The 16,318-nt window shown below is 62.9% G+C and carries 16 protein-coding genes; 7 read left to right on the top strand and 9 right to left on the bottom strand.

Annotated elements, in window-relative coordinates; all coding sequences use genetic code 11:
• Window positions 1–35 precede the first annotated feature (35 nt).
• The 3 genes from M2360_RS11500 to M2360_RS11490 form a co-directional block, all read right to left on the bottom strand.
• Window positions 36–416: a DUF6481 family protein gene (locus M2360_RS11500; RefSeq protein WP_280775274.1), complete on the bottom strand. Its 381-nt coding sequence runs from the start codon at window positions 414–416 to the stop codon at window positions 36–38.
• Window positions 417–472: 56 nt separating this feature from the next.
• The gene (locus tag M2360_RS11495; protein WP_348529547.1) at window positions 473–679 is read right to left on the bottom strand and encodes a hypothetical protein; all 207 of its coding nucleotides are present in this window, start codon (window positions 677–679) and stop codon (window positions 473–475) included.
• Window positions 680–834: 155 nt separating this feature from the next.
• Window positions 835–1,044: a cold-shock protein gene (locus M2360_RS11490; RefSeq protein ID WP_280775273.1), complete on the bottom strand. Its 210-nt coding sequence runs from the start codon at window positions 1,042–1,044 to the stop codon at window positions 835–837.
• Between the two features lie 320 nt (window positions 1,045–1,364).
• Here M2360_RS11490 and M2360_RS11485 point away from each other — a divergent pair, with 320 nt between their 5' ends.
• Window positions 1,365–2,738, top strand: a complete 1,374-nt coding sequence (locus M2360_RS11485; RefSeq protein WP_280775272.1) for an FAD-dependent oxidoreductase — start codon at window positions 1,365–1,367, stop codon at window positions 2,736–2,738.
• A gap of 55 nt (window positions 2,739–2,793) precedes the next feature.
• Here M2360_RS11485 and M2360_RS11480 read toward each other — a convergent pair whose 3' ends face one another.
• The gene (locus tag M2360_RS11480; RefSeq protein WP_280775271.1) at window positions 2,794–3,537 is read right to left on the bottom strand and encodes a hypothetical protein; all 744 of its coding nucleotides are present in this window, start codon (window positions 3,535–3,537) and stop codon (window positions 2,794–2,796) included.
• Window positions 3,538–3,555: 18 nt separating this feature from the next.
• Window positions 3,556–4,596 (bottom strand): calcium-binding protein, encoded by a 1,041-nt coding sequence (locus M2360_RS11475; protein ID WP_280775270.1) that lies wholly within the window; start codon window positions 4,594–4,596, stop codon window positions 3,556–3,558.
• 196 nt (window positions 4,597–4,792) lie between these two features.
• Here M2360_RS11475 and M2360_RS11470 point away from each other — a divergent pair, with 196 nt between their 5' ends.
• The 3 genes from M2360_RS11470 to tdh all read left to right on the top strand — a co-directional run bounded on the left by M2360_RS11470 (window position 4,793) and on the right by tdh (window position 8,612).
• Window positions 4,793–6,028 (top strand): FAD-dependent oxidoreductase, encoded by a 1,236-nt coding sequence (locus tag M2360_RS11470; protein WP_280775269.1) that lies wholly within the window; start codon window positions 4,793–4,795, stop codon window positions 6,026–6,028.
• Window positions 6,029–6,176: 148 nt separating this feature from the next.
• Entirely contained in the window at window positions 6,177–7,364 is a 1,188-nt protein-coding gene (locus M2360_RS11465; RefSeq protein ID WP_280775268.1) for a glycine C-acetyltransferase, read from the top strand.
• A gap of 210 nt (window positions 7,365–7,574) precedes the next feature.
• Window positions 7,575–8,612: an L-threonine 3-dehydrogenase gene (tdh, locus tag M2360_RS11460; RefSeq protein ID WP_280775267.1), complete on the top strand. Its 1,038-nt coding sequence runs from the start codon at window positions 7,575–7,577 to the stop codon at window positions 8,610–8,612.
• A gap of 116 nt (window positions 8,613–8,728) precedes the next feature.
• On the opposite strand, the gene M2360_RS11455 is transcribed toward tdh, so the two are convergent.
• A complete protein-coding gene (locus tag M2360_RS11455) occupies window positions 8,729–8,887 on the bottom strand; it encodes a hypothetical protein (protein ID WP_280775266.1) in 159 nt (52 codons plus the stop codon).
• A 246-nt stretch (window positions 8,888–9,133) separates the two neighbouring features.
• On the opposite strand from M2360_RS11455, the gene M2360_RS11450 reads away from it, so the two are divergent.
• Window positions 9,134–9,370 carry a DUF982 domain-containing protein gene (locus M2360_RS11450; RefSeq protein ID WP_280775265.1) on the top strand — a complete coding sequence of 79 codons (237 nt, stop codon included), beginning with the start codon at window positions 9,134–9,136 and terminating at the stop codon, window positions 9,368–9,370.
• Window positions 9,371–9,385: 15 nt separating this feature from the next.
• Here the strand turns inward: M2360_RS11450 and M2360_RS11445 are convergent, their stop codons facing one another.
• Window positions 9,386–11,629, bottom strand: a complete 2,244-nt coding sequence (locus M2360_RS11445) for a hypothetical protein (RefSeq protein ID WP_280775264.1) — start codon at window positions 11,627–11,629, stop codon at window positions 9,386–9,388.
• Window positions 11,630–11,938: 309 nt separating this feature from the next.
• Here M2360_RS11445 and M2360_RS11440 point away from each other — a divergent pair, with 309 nt between their 5' ends.
• Window positions 11,939–12,949, top strand: a complete 1,011-nt coding sequence (locus M2360_RS11440; protein WP_280775263.1) for an NAD-dependent epimerase — start codon at window positions 11,939–11,941, stop codon at window positions 12,947–12,949.
• 75 nt (window positions 12,950–13,024) lie between these two features.
• Here M2360_RS11440 and M2360_RS11435 read toward each other — a convergent pair whose 3' ends face one another.
• Both M2360_RS11435 and M2360_RS11430 read right to left on the bottom strand, forming a co-directional pair.
• Entirely contained in the window at window positions 13,025–14,338 is a 1,314-nt protein-coding gene (locus M2360_RS11435; RefSeq protein WP_280775262.1) for a UDP-glucose/GDP-mannose dehydrogenase family protein, read from the bottom strand.
• Window positions 14,339–14,442: 104 nt separating this feature from the next.
• Window positions 14,443–15,675 carry a hypothetical protein gene (locus tag M2360_RS11430; protein WP_280775261.1) on the bottom strand — a complete coding sequence of 411 codons (1,233 nt, stop codon included), beginning with the start codon at window positions 15,673–15,675 and terminating at the stop codon, window positions 14,443–14,445.
• Window positions 15,676–15,773: 98 nt separating this feature from the next.
• Here M2360_RS11430 and M2360_RS11425 point away from each other — a divergent pair, with 98 nt between their 5' ends.
• Window positions 15,774–16,313: a serine acetyltransferase gene (locus M2360_RS11425; protein ID WP_280775260.1), complete on the top strand. Its 540-nt coding sequence runs from the start codon at window positions 15,774–15,776 to the stop codon at window positions 16,311–16,313.
• The last annotated feature ends 5 nt before the right edge of the window (window positions 16,314–16,318 follow it).

Below are 16,318 nucleotides of genomic sequence, written 5' to 3'. Positions count from 1 at the left end.
GCGGCGTTGGGCAATCGCAATCGAATGATGCGGGATCAGCGCTGGCGGGCTTTGCGGGCTGCGTAGCGGCGGTCGCGCTCGGCCTTGCGGGCGGCTTCGTCGCCGACGACGCGGGCGATGCGGTCCTTTTCGGCGGCTTCGCGGGCTTCGGTTTCCTGCCGGGCGGCGGCGGCGATTTCGGCGAGGCGGGCTTCTTCGGCGAGGCGTTCGCGGTCGCGCTCTTCAGCCTTGACGCGTTCGCGTTCGGCGCGGCGCTCATCGCGGGCGGCGGCGATGGCTTCGCGTTCGGCCAGCTTTTCCGCCAGCACCGCTCCCCCGGTTTCGCGGGCGGCGCGGAAATTGTCCAGCAGCGCCTTGCGGGCGGCGGCGGCTCCGTTGCGGCGGTCGTTCAGATCGTGGTTCTTGTCGTGTCTCAAACTCGGTTCCGTTTCGTAGGATGGATGCGCCGCGCGGTCTAGGCTGCGGCGGAGTGTCAGATTTCGCCGTCTGGCTGCTCGACGGCGGCGAGTGCGGCGGCTTCCTTGGCCTTGCGCAATTCGCGCAGGCGGTTGGTCTTTTCATTGCGCGCCGCCTCGATCCCCTGGTTTTCGGTGATCAGGCGATTGCGCGCAAGCGATTGCGATTGCGTCTTGACGAAGGCCTGTTCGGCGCGTTGGCGTGACTTGCTGAAATCGCTCAAGAGAATGTCCTTGCGGGAAACATCCCGGTTGGGCCCGGCCGGGCCGGTGGTTCGCGGCGCTTGCCGCCGAAAACAAAAAAGCCAGGCGGGGCCTGGCTTTCGAGGTCAGCTAAACGATGCCAGTACATCCGTGGTCATCGCGTCGCTAAAATTCATCAGGCAGCGCGAAGCTGGCCCGCGGACATCTTGCCCGACTTGTGGTCGCGTTCCAGTTCGAACGAAAGCTTCTGGCCTTCGACGATGGAGCGCATGCCGGCGCGTTCGACGGCGGAGATGTGGACGAAAACGTCCTGGCTGCCGTCGTCAGGCTGAATGAAGCCGAAGCCCTTGGTGGCGTTGAACCATTTAACTGTGCCAGTGGTCATGACGAACCCTTTCTTAGCAAATTGCGTCGCCGCGGCGCGGAAATCGCGCAACGGTCTTGGTGATCGATTTTTGAAGGGGAGTTCGTCGACAGCGCGAAGCGCGAAAACAAAGTCTAGCAGCAAATATCGTGGCCTTTAAGTAGAGGTTTTGGCTGGATTCGTCAACCATTAGTTTTCACTTTCGGGAATTTTCGCAGCCGCGGCCGGCTTTTTCGCCGTTGCGGGGCGCCGCGCGTCGCGCCGCCGGCGCCGTTTTCAGCCTATCGGATGTCGCGCGGCCGCACTAGCCTGAACCGACGAGGCCTGACCAGGAGACAGCCATGACCGCCACCGCAGCCTATATCACTGAGCCGCCTCGCCAGATCGAGGTGATCCACAAGACCGATGTGCTGGTGATCGGCTCCGGCCCCGGCGGGCTGGCTGCAGCGCTGGCTGCGGCGCGGGCGGGGGTGGATGTGGCGCTGGTCGAGCGCTTCGGCTGTTTCGGCGGCAATATCACCACGGTCGGCGTCGAGGGCTTCGCCTGGTATCGGCATGAGCAGACGGTGGAGGCCGGCGGCATCGGTTGGGAATTCGAGGAGCGGGCGAAAGCCATGGGCGCGGCCTATCCGGAAAGCCAGTCGCTGTCTTATGAACTGGATTCCGAAGGCTTCAAGCTGGTGGCCGATGCCCTGGTGGAAGAAGCCGGCGTGCGCGGCATGCTGCACCGGCAATTCGTCGCCCCGATCATGGATGGCGACCGCATCATCGGCGTGATCACCGAATCCAAGGCGGGTCGCGAGGCGATCCTCGGTAAAGTGGTGATCGACGCCACCGGCGACGCCGACATCGCTGAGCGGGCAGGGGCCGTGACCCGCAAGACGCCGGTCGAGGAGATGCAGGCGGCTTCGGTGATGTTTCATCTCGCCGGCGTCGACAAGCGCGCTTTCATGGCGGGTGTCAAGGCCGATCCGCAGACCTATGGCGACTGGTCGACCGGCGAATGGCAGATCGAGACCTCGGGCAAGGAAGACCAGATGTTCTCGCCCTTTCTCGCCAAGCCGTTTGCGCAGGCCATCAAGGACGGCGTCATTCCCCGCCATCTCAACACCATCGCCGGCACCTGGGGCGTGGCGCATGACACGGGCGAACTCACTTACATGAACCTCGTCCATCTGGCCGGCTGCGACGGCACCGATCCGGATTCGATGACGAGGTTCGAGATCGAGGGCCGCAAGCAGGCGATGCTGGCGATCGAGGCGCTGAAGCGCTACACGCCGGGCTGCGCCGGCGCGCGGCTCAGGAATTTCGGCATGACGATCGGCATCCGCGACACGCGCAAGATCGACGCGGTCTACAACATGACCGAAAGCGACGTGCGCCACGAGGCGCGCTTCGAGGACACGATCGGCATTTATCCCGAATTCATCGACGGCTATGGCGTGCTGATCCTGCCCACGACCGGGCGTTACATGCATATCCCCTATCGCGCCATGCTGCCCAAGGGGGTGAAGAACCTGCTCATAGCCGGGCGCGCCATCGGTGGGGATCGCATCGCTCATGCCGCCACCCGCAACATGGCCTGCTGCGCGGTGGCAGGGCAGGGCGCGGGCGTCGCGGCCGCGCTGGCGGTCAAGAGCGGGCGGGATGTCGATGCGGTGGAGATCGCGGCGGTGCAGGCGGAGCTGACGCGGCAGGGCGTGCGGGTGCAGTGAGCCTGACGGGATGCTCAAGACGGCGCGGCGGGTGAGGCCGCGCCGGTGAGATGGGTTACCAGAGATCGGCGCCCGAAACTCCAAGTCCTTCGGTCAAGGAGAGCGGGCCGGTATAGGTGTGTTTTCCGTCGGAAAAGACCGTGATCGGCTGAGAACCCTTGTCGAAGAAGTCGGTCACCTCGACAGATACAATGCTTTCTCTGTGAGTTTCCCCGGTAGATTCATCATATACTTCTTCGTGCAAGCGTATCAGCAGATTGCCGTCTGATTTGAAGAACATAAAGTCATCAATATCGCTGTTGAAGAGGAGCGTCGCTTCCGCCCCTTTTGTCAGTGATATTGTTACGTCGGAGTTGTCGGCGACCGTAATCAGATTGTCGCCGCCATTGTCGACGATGGTGTCGTTGCCGCTGGCGAGATAGGCGTCATCGCCCTTTCCCCCATTCAACAGGTTGCGGCCCTCGCCGCCAGCGAGCAGATCGTCGCCCGCCTGTCCATAGAGCTTGTCGCCGCCGCCGCCTGAAAGTAACGTGTCGTCGCCCTTGCCGGCCAGAACATAGTCATGCTCGCGGCCGCCATACAGCGTGTCGTTTCCTGCACCGAGATCGAGCGCGAAGATGCTGTCGGAATTGGCCTTGCCGATGGCCACGGTCACGACATCATTGCCGCCGGCGGCGGACAGCCGCCAGTCGAAGCGTCCCGACACGGTATAGCTTTGGGCTGCGTCGTCGTCCGTCGAGATCTTGTCGAACAGTTCGTCGGTGGCGGAAGTGAAATATTTGGAGATCTTGTTGGTCATGTCTCTATCTTTCTCGGCTTACCAGAGATCGGCGGCTTCGATGGATTTGTTGTTAGCGAGATCGAGGAGGTCGTCGTTCGACAGGGTTTTGCGTGTGCCGTCGATGGAAATGCTGGACTTTTCGATGTAGCCGCCGTCGAAGAAATCCACAACTTCTGTTGTGTTGTCTGTGTGTGCGTAACTGATGATCAAGTCTTGGTTTTTCCGAGTAAAATTGATCTCTTGGATTGTCAGGTCATGAAAACTGAAGGTATCCGTGCCCCGAAGATCGTTGATCATGGTGTTGCTCGTATCGCCAAAGGCAAAGCGATCGTTGCCGCCTCCATAGTCGGCAAAGTAATTGTCGCCAAGATAATCAACATAGAAGTCATTGTTAGTTCCGCCGGAAGAAATGTCGTCTCCCGCGCCGCCTAGGAGCGTGTCCTTTCCTTGCCCCCCGCTCAGGCCGTCGTCGCCGTCGCCGCCATCGAGATAGTCATTATCTCCGTCACCGCTAAGTTGGTCATTTCCAGCGTCGCCATAGAGGCTATCATTGCCGTCTCCGCCTATGAGCTTATCTCGACCGAGGCCGCCCAGCGCCATGTCTGCGCCCTCACTACCGCGCAGTTCGTCACGTCCGTTATCGCCATAGATCGTATCGCTGCCGACGCCGCCCAACAGTCGGTCATCGCCATTCCCGCCATACAGCTTGTCGTCGTCGTCTTCGCCCCAGATTATGTCGTTGCCGATGCGACCGAACAAGGTGTCACTGCCGATCCCGCCATAGACCCGGTCATTGCCGGAGCCAGCCGAAATCCAGTCGTCATGTGTTTGGGACGACTTCAGCCGGAATGTCTCGCTCGAGCCTTCGCCATAAATGACATCGTTGCCAGCATCGCCGAGGATCGTGTCTGAGCCATTGTTCCCGTAGATAAAATCGCGTCCGGAGCCGCCGCTGATCAGATCGTCTCCATCGTTCCCATCGAGCATATCCCGGCCGCTTAGGCCCGCCATCCGGTCATCGAGATTTGAACCGATGATGCTCTCGTCATCGCCCAAAGTCCCCACTCTTTGCGCCATCCTACGCTCCTTGCTTGCATGAATGCCCCGATCAGAGGCGTAAGGTGATTTGCTGCATCCTGCAAGCAAGGGTGATATTTATTAGGTTGCATTGATATAGGGTTGTACCTGGTCGTCTCTCGCCGTTTGTCTGCTCTCATTGACCTCCCCCTCCGAATGGCGTTTTTTGCGCCTCGTCATTCAGGGGTGATTCAGCATGAAAACGGCAATCGTACTTGGCGCGGGCATGGTGGGCGTGGCCACCGCGCTCGACCTTCAGGATCGCGGCTTCAAGGTGACGCTGGTGGATCGCCGGCCGCCGGGGCGCGAGACGAGTTTCGGCAATGCCGGCATCATCCAGTCGGAATCGGTCGAGCCCTACGCCATGCCGCGCGGCATTCGCGAACTGTTCGATATCGCCACTGGCCGCAGCAATGACGTGGTCTACGCCATGCGCGAATTGCCCGGCCATCTCGGGCCGCTATTGCGCTATTGGTGGCATTCCGAAAAGGGCCGCCATCGCGCCATCTCGACATCCTATGCCAGCCTGATCGCCCAGGCGGCCGGCACGCATGATCAGCTGATCCGGCGGGCCGGCGCGGACAATCTCATCCAGCGCTCCGGCTATCGCACGCTCTATCGGTCAGCTGCAAAATTCGAGGAAGGCCTGCGCAAGGCCGAGGAGATCCGCGCCGCCTTCGGCACGAAATTCCGGGCGCTGACGACCGACGAGACGCTCGCCGAGGAGCCGGGGCTGACGTCCGCCGGCGCCGGCTCCATCCATTGGGTGGAGCCCTGGACGGTGGCGAGCCCGGGCGATCTCGTCTCCGCCTATGCGGCGCTGTTTGCACGCGAAGGCGGGACTTTTGTCGAGGCATCGGTGGAGGAGTTGCGCCAGAGCGTGTCGGGCGAGGAATGGCTGGTGCGCACCAGCGCGGGTCTTCTCAATGCGCGGCATGTGGTGATCGCGCTCGGCGTCTGGGCCAGTGGCGCGCTGAAGCCTTTGGGCCTAAATTTTCCGATGGTGCTGAAGCGCGGCTATCACGCCCATTACGCCTCGCCGCGCCCGCTCGGCCACACCACGATGGACACCGAAAACGGCTATGTGCTCGCCCCCATGCAGGCCGGCACGCGCATCACCACCGGCGCGCATCTGACGCTGCCGGGCAAGCCGCCTGTCTATCGCCAGCTCGAGCGGGCAGAGAGAGCGGCGGGCAAATTGATGGCGCTCGGGACCCGCGTCGAGGACACGCCCTGGTCCGGCACGCGGCCCTGCATGCCCGACATGCTGCCGGTGATCGGGCCAGCGCCCCGGCATCGCAATCTCTGGCTCAATTTCGGCCATGGCCATCAGGGCTTTACGCTCGGCCCGGCCTCCGCGCAGCTGCTCGGCGCGATGATCGAGGGCGCCAAGCCGCCGGTCGAGGCCGCGCCGTTCCGCGCCGATCGCTGATCCCTCAGCCTTGACGCGGCGCAGGCTCCGCGTCGCGCAGGGGAAAGCCCCTGTTCCGTCTGCGGCGCGATTTCGCCGCGCCCTCCGCTGTACGCCGCGATGAAGCATGCTATCACCGTTTCATCGGTTGCAGCGCGGAGATACAAGCATGACGACGGCCTTTCTCGACCATCTCAGAACCGAGCTTGATGGGCTGAAGACCTCCGGTCTCTACAAGGCCGAGCGGGTGATCACCTCCAAGCAATCGGGCGAAATCGAAGTCGCCTCCGGCGCGCATGTGCTCAACTTCTGCGCCAATAATTATCTCGGCCTCGCCGATAATGACGAGATCACGGAATCCGCCAAACAGGCGCTCGATCGCTACGGCTACGGCATGGCCTCGGTACGCTTCATCTGCGGCACGCAGGAAGAGCACAAACAGTTGGAGGCGCGGATTTCCAGCTTCCTCGGCATGGAAGACACGATCCTCTATTCCTCCTGCTTCGACGCCAATGGCGGGTTGTTCGAAACGCTGCTCGGCGAAGAGGATGCGATTATCTCCGATGCGCTCAATCACGCCTCGATCATCGACGGCGTCAGGCTCTCCAAGGCCAAGCGTTTCCGCTACGCCAACAATGACATGGCGGCGCTTGAAGAAGAGCTGAAGAAGGCCGAGGGCAGCCGCTTCAAGCTGATCGCCACCGACGGCGTCTTCTCGATGGACGGCATCATCGCCAATCTCGGCGGCGTCTGCGATCTCGCCGAACAATACGGCGCGATGGTGATGGTGGATGACAGCCACGCCGTCGGCTTCGTCGGCCAGCATGGTCGGGGCTCCGCCGAACATTGCGGCGTCGAGGGCAGGGTGGACATCATCACCGGCACGCTCGGCAAGGCGCTGGGCGGCGCTTCCGGCGGCTATACGTCCGGCAAGGCCGAGATGGTCGATTGGCTCAGGCAGCGCTCGCGGCCCTATCTGTTTTCCAACACGCTCGCGCCTGTCATCGCAGCAGCGTCGCTCAAAGTCTTCGACATCATCGAGGGCGGCGACGCGTTGCGCGCCCGGCTCTATGACAATGCCGCGCTGTTCCGCTCGGAGATGACCAAGCTCGGCTTTACGCTCGCCGGCGAGGGGCATCCGATCATTCCGGTGATGCTGGGCGAGGCGACGCTGGCGCAGGAAATGGCGGCGCGCATGCTGGAGAAGGGCGTCTATGTCGTCGGCTTCGCCTTCCCGGTGGTGCCGCGCGGCCAGGCCCGCATCCGCACCCAGATGTCGGCGGCGCATAGCCGCGCCGATGTCGAGAAGGCGATTTCGGTGTTCGCCGAGGTGGGCAGGGAATTGGGCGTGATCTGAGGGTTGTGACTGGGGGCTTCCCCTCCCGGCCTGCCGGCCACCCTCCCCACAGGGGGGAGGGAAGCAGGCGGCGCCCGTTCATTCCCGCGGTTCGCTGTTGGTGGAGTGGGCAGGGGGCAGGCGGCGAGTCTCCCTCCCCCTTGTGGGGAGGGTGGCCGGCAGGCCGGGAGGGGCCTCTAAATATGAGACAGCTGATATGAGGAAAAACCAATGTCCAACATGATGCGCGCGCTGGTGAAGGCCAAGCCCGAGATGGGGCTGTGGATGGAGCATGTGCCGGTTCCCGAGCCGGGCCCGAACGACGTGCTTATCCGGGTCAAGAAATCGGCGATCTGCGGCACCGATGTGCATATCTGGAACTGGGACCAATGGGCCGAGAAAACTATTCCCGTGCCGATGGTGGTGGGACATGAATTCGTCGGCGAGATCGCCGAGATCGGCTCGTCAGTGACCAAATACAAGGTCGGCGAGCGCGTGTCGGGCGAGGGTCATATCGTCTGCGGCAAATGCCGCAATTGCCGCGCCGGCCGCGGACATCTGTGCCGCAATACGCTGGGCGTCGGCGTCAACCGTCCCGGCTCGTTCGGCGAATATGTCTGCATTCCCGAATACAATGTCGTGCCGATCCCCGACGACGTGCCCGATGAAGTGGCGGCCATTTTCGACCCGTTCGGCAATGCCGTGCATACGGCGCTGTCCTTCGATCTCGTCGGCGAGGATGTGCTGGTCACCGGCGCCGGTCCCATCGGCATCATGGGCGCCATGGTCGCCAAGCGATCGGGCGCGCGCAAGGTCGTCATCACCGACATCAACCCCGTCCGGCTCGAACTCGCGCAGAAATGCGGCGTCGATTACGTCGTCGACGCTTCCCGTCAGGATCTGAAAGAGGTTATGCGCGAGATCGGCATGAAGGAAGGCTTCGATGTCGGCCTGGAAATGTCGGGCGCGCCGCCCGCCTTCCGCTCGATGATCGACACGATGAACAATGGCGGCAAGATCGCCATCCTGGGCATCGCGCCCGAAGGCTTCGGCATCGACTGGAACAAAGTGATTTTCAAGATGCTGACGCTCAAGGGCATCTATGGCCGGGAAATGTTCGAAACCTGGTACAAGATGATCGCCTTCGTCCAGGGCGGCCTCGATCTCAGCCAGATCATCACCCATCGCATCGGGATCGACGAGTTCCGCGACGGTTTCGAAGCCATGCGCTCGGGCAATTCCGGCAAGGTGGTGATGGACTGGGCGTGAGCGCCGCGCCTTCTGACCCTGCGGAAAGGCCGGCCGCCATGCCGGCCTTTTTCATGTCACCCAGGTGACAGCGCGCCTCTTCAGATCGTGGCAAAAACGTCGCTGTCACGATGGATTTACGAGGTGTTAACCATGTTGAAGCTGTTCGCCTTTTTGCTGCTCGGGCTCGTCACATTTTCGACATGCGCGTCCGTCATCAGCGCCACTGAACACAGCGCGGCGCGCGTCGCCGCAATCCAAGCCGTCCGTTGAAAGCCGCCTGCCATGAAGATCATCTATTTCATCCTGTTCGCCCTCGTCGCCACCACCTTCGGCGCGTCCGCCCTGGAACTCACCACCCGCGAAGCCAGCGCCTGCACGCTGACGCTCTGCAACTGACGCCCGACGCCTGCCGGGCCGTCTTGGCCCGCTGACATCGCGGGCCATGCGCGCCTCGCGGAACCGAACTCTCCCGACATCGTTGTTGAAGCCGAAGGTCGCGCGACTGGCGCGGACCTGCGTTTGCCGATCAGGAGGTTTTGATGGCCGAGATTTTCTGGACGAAGCCGGTCAAGGTCGCCACCGGGCGCGGCTATCGCACCGTGCACGGCCCATTGCAGGCGCTTGAATGCCTCGATGATTGGCGCGGCGGCAAGGGACGGTTCTATCGCCACGCCCGCGATATTTGCCGCTCCGCGCTGGCTGCGCCGGAAAAGGCAGGCAAGGCGCGCGAAGCCTTCGTGGCCGCCCATCTCGACGCCGCCATTCCGTTCGCCTGAGCCTTGCTTTTCTGATCAACTGGAAAAATAGCCGCTGTCAGCCGTCGAGCCGGCCGAGGTCGCCGCGCTATCCATGTAGAGCGTCAGCCTGTCATAGTTGACTTTGTTGAACATCGCGCCAGTGATCTTTGCCGCGACCGAAGGCGCGCCGCGCAAGGCCTCAGACAGCATCGCCTCCGTGATCCGGCCCCATTCGACGACGAGAAGTATGATGTCGGCCTGCCGGGCCGCTTCCTCCGCGACATGGCCTGCGGCAAAGGGCGGCAAGTCGATCACGATCAGATCGAATTCGCTTTTCGCCCTGTCGATCTCGATATCGAGATCGAGATCGGCGCCGCGATCGCGATCTTTCCCGTTTATCACAGGCCCTGGATGAGCCAGGAGGGACAGGGGCGCGGAGGGATGCCGCATTATCGGCAAGAACGACGTCGGCGACGGGCTCTGTTTCGTCACAGCGTCCAGCACATGGCCGGCGAGGCGACGCGAGGCTGCGGGATTGACGCGATCGGCGTCGACAAGCAGCGTGAGCCTGCCCTTGACAGCGTTCAGGCCTGCCAGATTGGCCGCGATGGTCGTCTTGCCCTCTCCGGCTCCGCAGGAGATGACGCCGATGACGCGCGCGGTCTGATCCTCCTTCGCCGGCGGATGATGGGCGAGGGCGCGCCTCATCACATCGGTCATGCGGGAGCGAGGATTGTCGAAGGCCAGCCGGTCCACCGGGTCCGTCATCCGGATCGCATCCGGCCGGCTGAGTGGAAAGCCCGTGAAATCTGGATGGAAAGCTGCTGACCGTTCGATCATGGGGATCAGGCCGAGCACGGGCGCGCCGCTCGTCCGTCGCAGCTGGTCCGGCCTGCGCATCGTCCGGTCCGAGAAATCCCGCAACACGGCTGCGGCAAGCCCCAGCCCGAGGCCGAGGCTGAGAGCAGCAAACAGCGACAGCAGTTTCCGAGGGGAAGAAGGCTGGGTCGGGAGCGTCGGCGGCGATATGATCGAGGCGGAGATTTCCGGCAGGCTTTCCTGCTGGCGGGCGTCCTCGAGCCGCGCGAAATGATCGAGATAGAGGCGGCGGGCGTTATCGGCGCGGCGTTCGAGATCGCGCAGGGTGACCTGGACCACGTCGAGATCCGATTTCTCCATGCCGGCCTGGCGGATATCCGCTTTCAGCGCCTCGACACGGCTGCGCCCCATGTCGGCCTCAGAGCGATAGGCGTCCGCGACCCGCGACAACTCCTCGAACATCTGGCGCCGGTATTCTTCGGTTTCGCCTTTCAACCGGCGAACCTGTTGATGATCAGAGCCGAATTTCGCCTCGAGTTCGGCGCGCCGGCGCGAGGCTTCGAGATAAAGCTGCCGAAGATCGGCGATCACCGGACTTTGAAGGCTCTGGGCGACGGCGGCGTTCATGTCGCCCGAGGCGACAATGGAATCAAGCTTGCGGCTGCGCGCTTCGGCCTGGCCCAGTTCTGCTTGAGCGAGAACCAGTTGCTCGGTCATTTGCGTCAGGCGCTGGTCGCCGATCAAACGTCCTTCGATAGCAAGCAGGCCGTTTTGCCGACGGAAGGCTTCGACGGTGGCGTCTTCCGCAAGCGCCTGGCGGCGGAGCTCATCGACCTTGCCTGAGAGCCAGGCTGTGGCCCGTCGCGCGGTTTCGGCCTGGGCGCTGCGCCGCGCTGAGAAATAGGCTTGCACCAGACGTTCGGTCATCGCCGCCGCGGTTTCCGGACTGCGGGCGAGATAGCCGACAGACAACACGGACGAGTCGCCAAGGCGCTTGACGGTCAGCCGCGTCTCGATGATGGAAAGAGCGTCCGCGACCGGATCATGCTGCGTCGTCCTCCCGAGCGCGGCCCGCATCCATTCGACAAGCGCCGATGGGCGCTCCTCTGCGAGTTCCTGGACAAAGTCCGCTTGTGTCAGGAGGCGGGCGTCTTTGATCATTCGTCGCAGCGTCTCGCCGGATCTGATCAGTTCCATCTGGCTGGCCAATCGTTCGTCGAGGCCCGGGGCGGAGCCGGCGTCCGCCGTCTTGCGCCAGTAATCCGGCTCTTCGGCGAGGACGTGAATGCTGGCGCTGGACTGGAACAGGGGCGGGGCGATCGCCAGATGGACCTGCCAGCCAAGCAGGCTGACGACCATCGCGGCGGCGGCCAGCCGCCATTGCCGGCGACAGGCCAGCCAGAGCATCCAGAGCGGCTCCGGTTCCTCCTCCGTTTCCATGGCGGGATGAGCATGCGCCTGTTGTTCTGCCTGCTGCATGATCGGCCGACCTCGATTGTGGCTTTGACGCCGGCGCGTCTCGCCGGGAACAAGGGCTGTGGAAACGGATGAAGCTGAACAATATCGATAAATGCAACGATAGGTCGCAGCTAACGATGGAATCCGTCAAACTGCAAGTGGCTGTTCCGGTCGAGACCCCGCTTGCTCTTCAGAGGGGAGGCGCGGCCCCGTCACAAAAATCGCAAATAGTGTGCATGACATTGAATTCTCCAGCTCCCGCGTCCCTCGGCTTTGACATCGCCGCCTCGTTCGCGCACAGAAGGCTCGTCAATGCGAGAAGGATTTCGAATGCGTTATCTCATCACGGGGACGGCCGGCTTCATCGGGTTTCATCTGGCCAAGCGGCTGTTGGATGAAGGGCATTTCGTCGTCGGTTTCGATGGCATGACGCCCTATTACGATGTGGCCATGAAGGAGGAGCGGCACGCGATCCTGGCGCGCTCGAACGCCTTCACCCCCGTCATCGGCATGCTGGAGGATATGACGGCGCTTGAACGCGCGGCCGAACTCGCCGAACCCGAGATCATCATCCATCTCGCCGCCCAGGCCGGCGTGCGCTACAGTCTGGAAAATCCGCGCTCCTATGTCGACAGCAATCTGACGGGTTCGTTCAACGTGCTGGAGCTGGCGCGCGAGATTTCGCCCCGACATCTCATGCTGGCCTCGACCTCGTCGGTCTATGGCTCCAATGACAAGATCCCCTTTGCCGAAGCCGACCGCGCCGACGAGCCGATGACCATCTATGCGGCGACCAAGAAGAGCATGGAGCTGATGGCGCATTCCTACGCGCATCTCCACAAGATCCCGACCACCGCCTTCCGCTTCTTCACGGTTTACGGTCCCTGGGGCCGGCCCGACATGGCGCTGTTCAAGTTCGTGGATGCGATCCGCAAGGGAAAGCCCATCGATGTCTATGGCGAAGGCCAGATGAGCCGCGACTTCACCTATATCGACGATCTCATTGAAGCCATTGTCAAGCTGACGGATGTCGCGCCCTCTGAAGACAATCGCGTGACGGTCGAGGGCGTGATCGACACATTGTCGCCGCAGGCGCCGTTCCGCGTGGTCAATATCGGCGGCGGCCAGCCGGTGGAACTGATGCGCTTCGTCGAGACAGTCGAGGCGGCGTTGGGAACGCCGGCGATCCGCAACATGCTGCCGATGCAACAGGGCGACGTGCCGCGCACCTATGCCGCTCCCGATCTGCTCATGGCGCTGACCGGCTTCAAGCCGGAAATCGAGCTGGAAGAAGGGGTAAAGCGTTTCGTGGAGTGGTTTGGCGAGCATTATGCGCGGTGAGACGCCGCTGAATGTCGAAATAGAAAAGCCGCCGGGGCGACCCAGCGGCTTTTTCGTTTAGCGTAACGGTACGCTTCAGCCCTTCCGGGCCTTGCCGATCGCCGTATAGCGGAAGCCGTGTTTGGCGAGTTCGGCGGCGTTGTAGACATTGCGCAGGTCCACCACCACGTCGCCGGCCATGGCTGTCTTCAGTTTCCTGAAATCCAGCGCGCGGAAGGCGTCCCATTCGGTGATCAGCACCACGGCGTCGGCGCCCTCGGCGATCTCGTAAGGATCATTGCCATAGGTCACGTCGCCCAGCATGGGCTTGGCGGCATCCATGCCTTCTGGATCATAGGCGCGGACGGATGCGCCGGCGTCCTGCAGCGCCTGGATGATGGCGATGGAGGGGGCGTCGCGCATGTCGTCGGTGTTGGGCTTGAAGGTCAGACCGAGAATGGCGATCTTCTTGCCGCGCACCGAGCCGTCGCAGGCGGCGATGACCTTGCGGCCCATGGCGCGCTTGCGGTTCTCGTTGACGGCCACTGTCGTCTCGATCAACCTGACGGGGCTGTCGAAGTCCTGCGCCGTCTTGACCAGCGCCAGCGTGTCCTTGGGGAAGCAGGAGCCGCCGTAACCGGGGCCGGCATGCAGGAACTTGTCGCCGATACGCTTGTCCATGCCGATGCCCTTGGCGACCTTCTGCACATCTGCGCCGATGGTTTCGCAGAGATCGGCGATCTCGTTGATGAAGGTGATCTTCATCGCAAGAAAGGCGTTGGCGGCGTATTTGATCAGTTCCGAGGTGCGGCGTTCACAGAAGAACAGCGGCGCTTCATTGAGATAGAGCGGCCGGTAGACCTCGCGCATGGCGTCCACGGCGCGCGGATCCTCGGCGCCGACCACGATGCGGTCGGGACGCTTGAAATCCGAAATGGCTGCGCCTTCGCGCAGGAATTCAGGGTTGGAGACCACGGCGACATCCTTGTCCGGAAATTCTTCGCGGAAGATGCGCTCGACTTCGTCGCCGGTGCCGACGGGCACGGTGGATTTGGTGACGATGACGGTGAAGCCGGTGACGGAAGCGGCGATTTCGCGGGCGGCGGCGTAGACATAGCTCAGATCGGCATGGCCATCGCCGCGACGCGACGGCGTGCCCACCGCGATGAACACGACATCGGCTTCGGCGACCGCGCTGGCGAGATCAAGGGTGAAATCAAGTCGCCCAGCGGCGGCGTTGTTGGCGATCAGCGCTTCGAGGCCCGGCTCATAGATCGGCGATTTGCCGGCCTTCAGCGCCTCGATCTTGGCTTCCGATTTGTCCACACAGGTGATGTGATGACCAAAATCAGCTAGGCAGGCGCCGGATACGAGACCAACATAGCCAGACCCAATCATGACGATGCGCATATATTTCTCCAGTCAGTCTCGATGGCGACCAGTTGAATGGATCGCGAGTCTCGTTTTGAACGACGGACTTTTAGCCTGTGCTTTGCCTGAGAACAATGACATCTTCATTTGCTGAGGCGGCTCTTGAAGGTCGCAAGGGCCAAGGCGCGCCCGGCAAGCGCCGCTGTGGCCGAACCGAGCGCGGCGAAGCCCGCGCCCGCAAGGCCGAGGATCGGCAGAAGCATCCAACACAGAGCGAGCGAGAGAGCCGCGCCCGTCAGCGACAATGCCGAATAGATCCGGTGGCGGCCCTGTCCGATCAGTACAGCATTGACCGCATCCGACAGGCTGCGGACGCCTGAGGCAAGCGACAGCAGCAGGAGCGCGGCGGTTGTCGCGCCTTCCATCCGGATCGCAACAGTTTGCGCGAGAACCATCATCGCCGCGATCGCGATGGCCAGCAGGAGAATAAACAACAGGGCAAGGCGGGCGCAGGCCGCCCTCAGAAACTGCGGCCAGGCTTCGTGCTGCCCGGCCGCCGCGATCAGTCGCGGCAGCGCCGGTTGGACAAAGGCCGATGAAGCGAGGATTTGCAAGGATTGCCCGACCGCCGCGCAAATACTGTAGACGGCGGTCGCCTCAAGCCCCATGAGCGCGCCGACGAGATAGCGGTCGGCATGGAGCTGGCCGACAAGGCCGAGATCTGCGGCGTAGATCCAGGCCGAATCGCGCGCACCCCGCCGTAGCCAGGCGGCGTCAATGCCGAAATTTCTCCAGGACTTGGCAAGCAAGAGCGGAGAAAACGTCGCCAGAGCGAGGAGATGGCCCGCGATCCAGCATCCCAGCGCGAGATCGAGAGACCGCAAGGCTTCAAACCGCCATGCGGCGATCAGGAAAATCGGGATCCAGGCCGCCGAGCGCAAGAACAGCAGCAGGTTCGCCCGGCGGGCGCGTCCCAGCGCGATCAGGATCACATGAATGTCGAGCGCCAATGTCTCCAGGGCGATAAGCGCGAGTGCAGGCGCGACCGGCCAAGTCGGGTCTATCGCGATGAAACCCGGAATGACCATGGCCGCGATCATGGCCAGCATGATCGACGACGCGGTCACCGCGAGCCGCGTGGCGATCAGCCGTGGCGCATCGTCTGGCTGAAGAACGAGATCGCGGGTCAGTCTGTTGTTAAGGCCCCAGCCCATCGCCGCCGGGGCGATCGCCGCGCTTGCCGTAATCAGCGCGAACAGCCCCGTCGCTTCCAGGCCGAGCAGGCGGATCAGCGCCAGCGGTAAAGCGAAACGCAAAGCCAGCGCAGACGCGCGCAACAGAAAAGCAAAGGCGCCGGTCGTCAGTTCCTCGTCCAAGCCGCTGTTTCCGCCTCTACCTTCCCCAGACCCTGAATCCGGTTGTGGACAGGCTAGCAAAGACGCCGCAAAGTGGAAGTGCGGTCACGGGGAAATCAATGCGAAACGAAGGTGTCTGTGGCAAGATCCGCGCCGATTTCGACGCCGCCAGAGCCGGGGGGGGCGGTAGCGGGCGGCGGGCGGCGATCCGCGCGCTCAGTCGGCCCGGTTTCGCCTGCGTTTTGTTGCGACGCCTGCAGGAGGCGCTCGCCATCGTTCCGGTGTTTGGACGACCGCTTCGACGGCTGGTCTGGCTTTTGAGCACCTATCTCTTCGCCTCGGATATCGCCATCGCGGCGGAGATCGGCGGCGGCCTCTATCTGCCGCATCCGCATGGCGTCGTCATCGGCGCCTGCCGGATCGGTAAAAACGTCACGATCATGCAGAACGTCACGCTCGGAGCCCGGCGACCGGGGCTGTCCGAGGGGCCGGCGATCGCAGACGGCGTTCTTGTCTCGGCGGGCGCGGTGATCCTCGGCGGCGTCGCCATCGGCGAGGGCGCGGTGATTGGCTCCAATGCGGTGGTGCTGATCGATATTCCCGCTGGAGCGACGGCGGTCGGAAATCCGGCGCGCATCCTGCCGCCGAAGGGCGTCTGAGGCGA

The sequence above is a fragment of the Rhizobium sp. SG_E_25_P2 genome, assembly GCF_029892285.1.
Lineage (GTDB): Bacteria > Pseudomonadota > Alphaproteobacteria > Rhizobiales > Rhizobiaceae > Rhizobium_E.
The sequence above is the reverse complement of the archived record's forward strand: the minus strand, read 5'-3'. Positions and strand labels throughout refer to the sequence as shown.

What these genes read in the sequence shown, in the direction of transcription:
- M2360_RS11435 (WP_280775262.1), bottom strand. Translation starts at nt 14,338, where the DNA reads ATGCGCATCGTCATGATTGGGTCTGGCTATGTTGGTCTCGTATCCGGC.
- M2360_RS11465 (WP_280775268.1), top strand. Translation starts at nt 6,177, where the DNA reads ATGACGACGGCCTTTCTCGACCATCTCAGAACCGAGCTTGATGGGCTG.
- M2360_RS11475 (WP_280775270.1), bottom strand. Translation starts at nt 4,596, where the DNA reads ATGGCGCAAAGAGTGGGGACTTTGGGCGATGACGAGAGCATCATCGGT.
- M2360_RS11445 (WP_280775264.1), bottom strand. Translation starts at nt 11,629, where the DNA reads ATGCAGCAGGCAGAACAACAGGCGCATGCTCATCCCGCCATGGAAACG.
- M2360_RS11480 (WP_280775271.1), bottom strand. Translation starts at nt 3,537, where the DNA reads ATGACCAACAAGATCTCCAAATATTTCACTTCCGCCACCGACGAACTG.
- M2360_RS11455 (WP_280775266.1), bottom strand. Translation starts at nt 8,887, where the DNA reads ATGATCTTCATGGCAGGCGGCTTTCAACGGACGGCTTGGATTGCGGCG.
- M2360_RS11425 (WP_280775260.1), top strand. Translation starts at nt 15,774, where the DNA reads ATGCGAAACGAAGGTGTCTGTGGCAAGATCCGCGCCGATTTCGACGCC.
- M2360_RS11485 (WP_280775272.1), top strand. Translation starts at nt 1,365, where the DNA reads ATGACCGCCACCGCAGCCTATATCACTGAGCCGCCTCGCCAGATCGAG.
- M2360_RS11450 (WP_280775265.1), top strand. Translation starts at nt 9,134, where the DNA reads ATGGCCGAGATTTTCTGGACGAAGCCGGTCAAGGTCGCCACCGGGCGC.
- tdh (WP_280775267.1), top strand. Translation starts at nt 7,575, where the DNA reads ATGTCCAACATGATGCGCGCGCTGGTGAAGGCCAAGCCCGAGATGGGG.
- M2360_RS11470 (WP_280775269.1), top strand. Translation starts at nt 4,793, where the DNA reads ATGAAAACGGCAATCGTACTTGGCGCGGGCATGGTGGGCGTGGCCACC.
- M2360_RS11490 (WP_280775273.1), bottom strand. Translation starts at nt 1,044, where the DNA reads ATGACCACTGGCACAGTTAAATGGTTCAACGCCACCAAGGGCTTCGGC.
- M2360_RS11440 (WP_280775263.1), top strand. Translation starts at nt 11,939, where the DNA reads ATGCGTTATCTCATCACGGGGACGGCCGGCTTCATCGGGTTTCATCTG.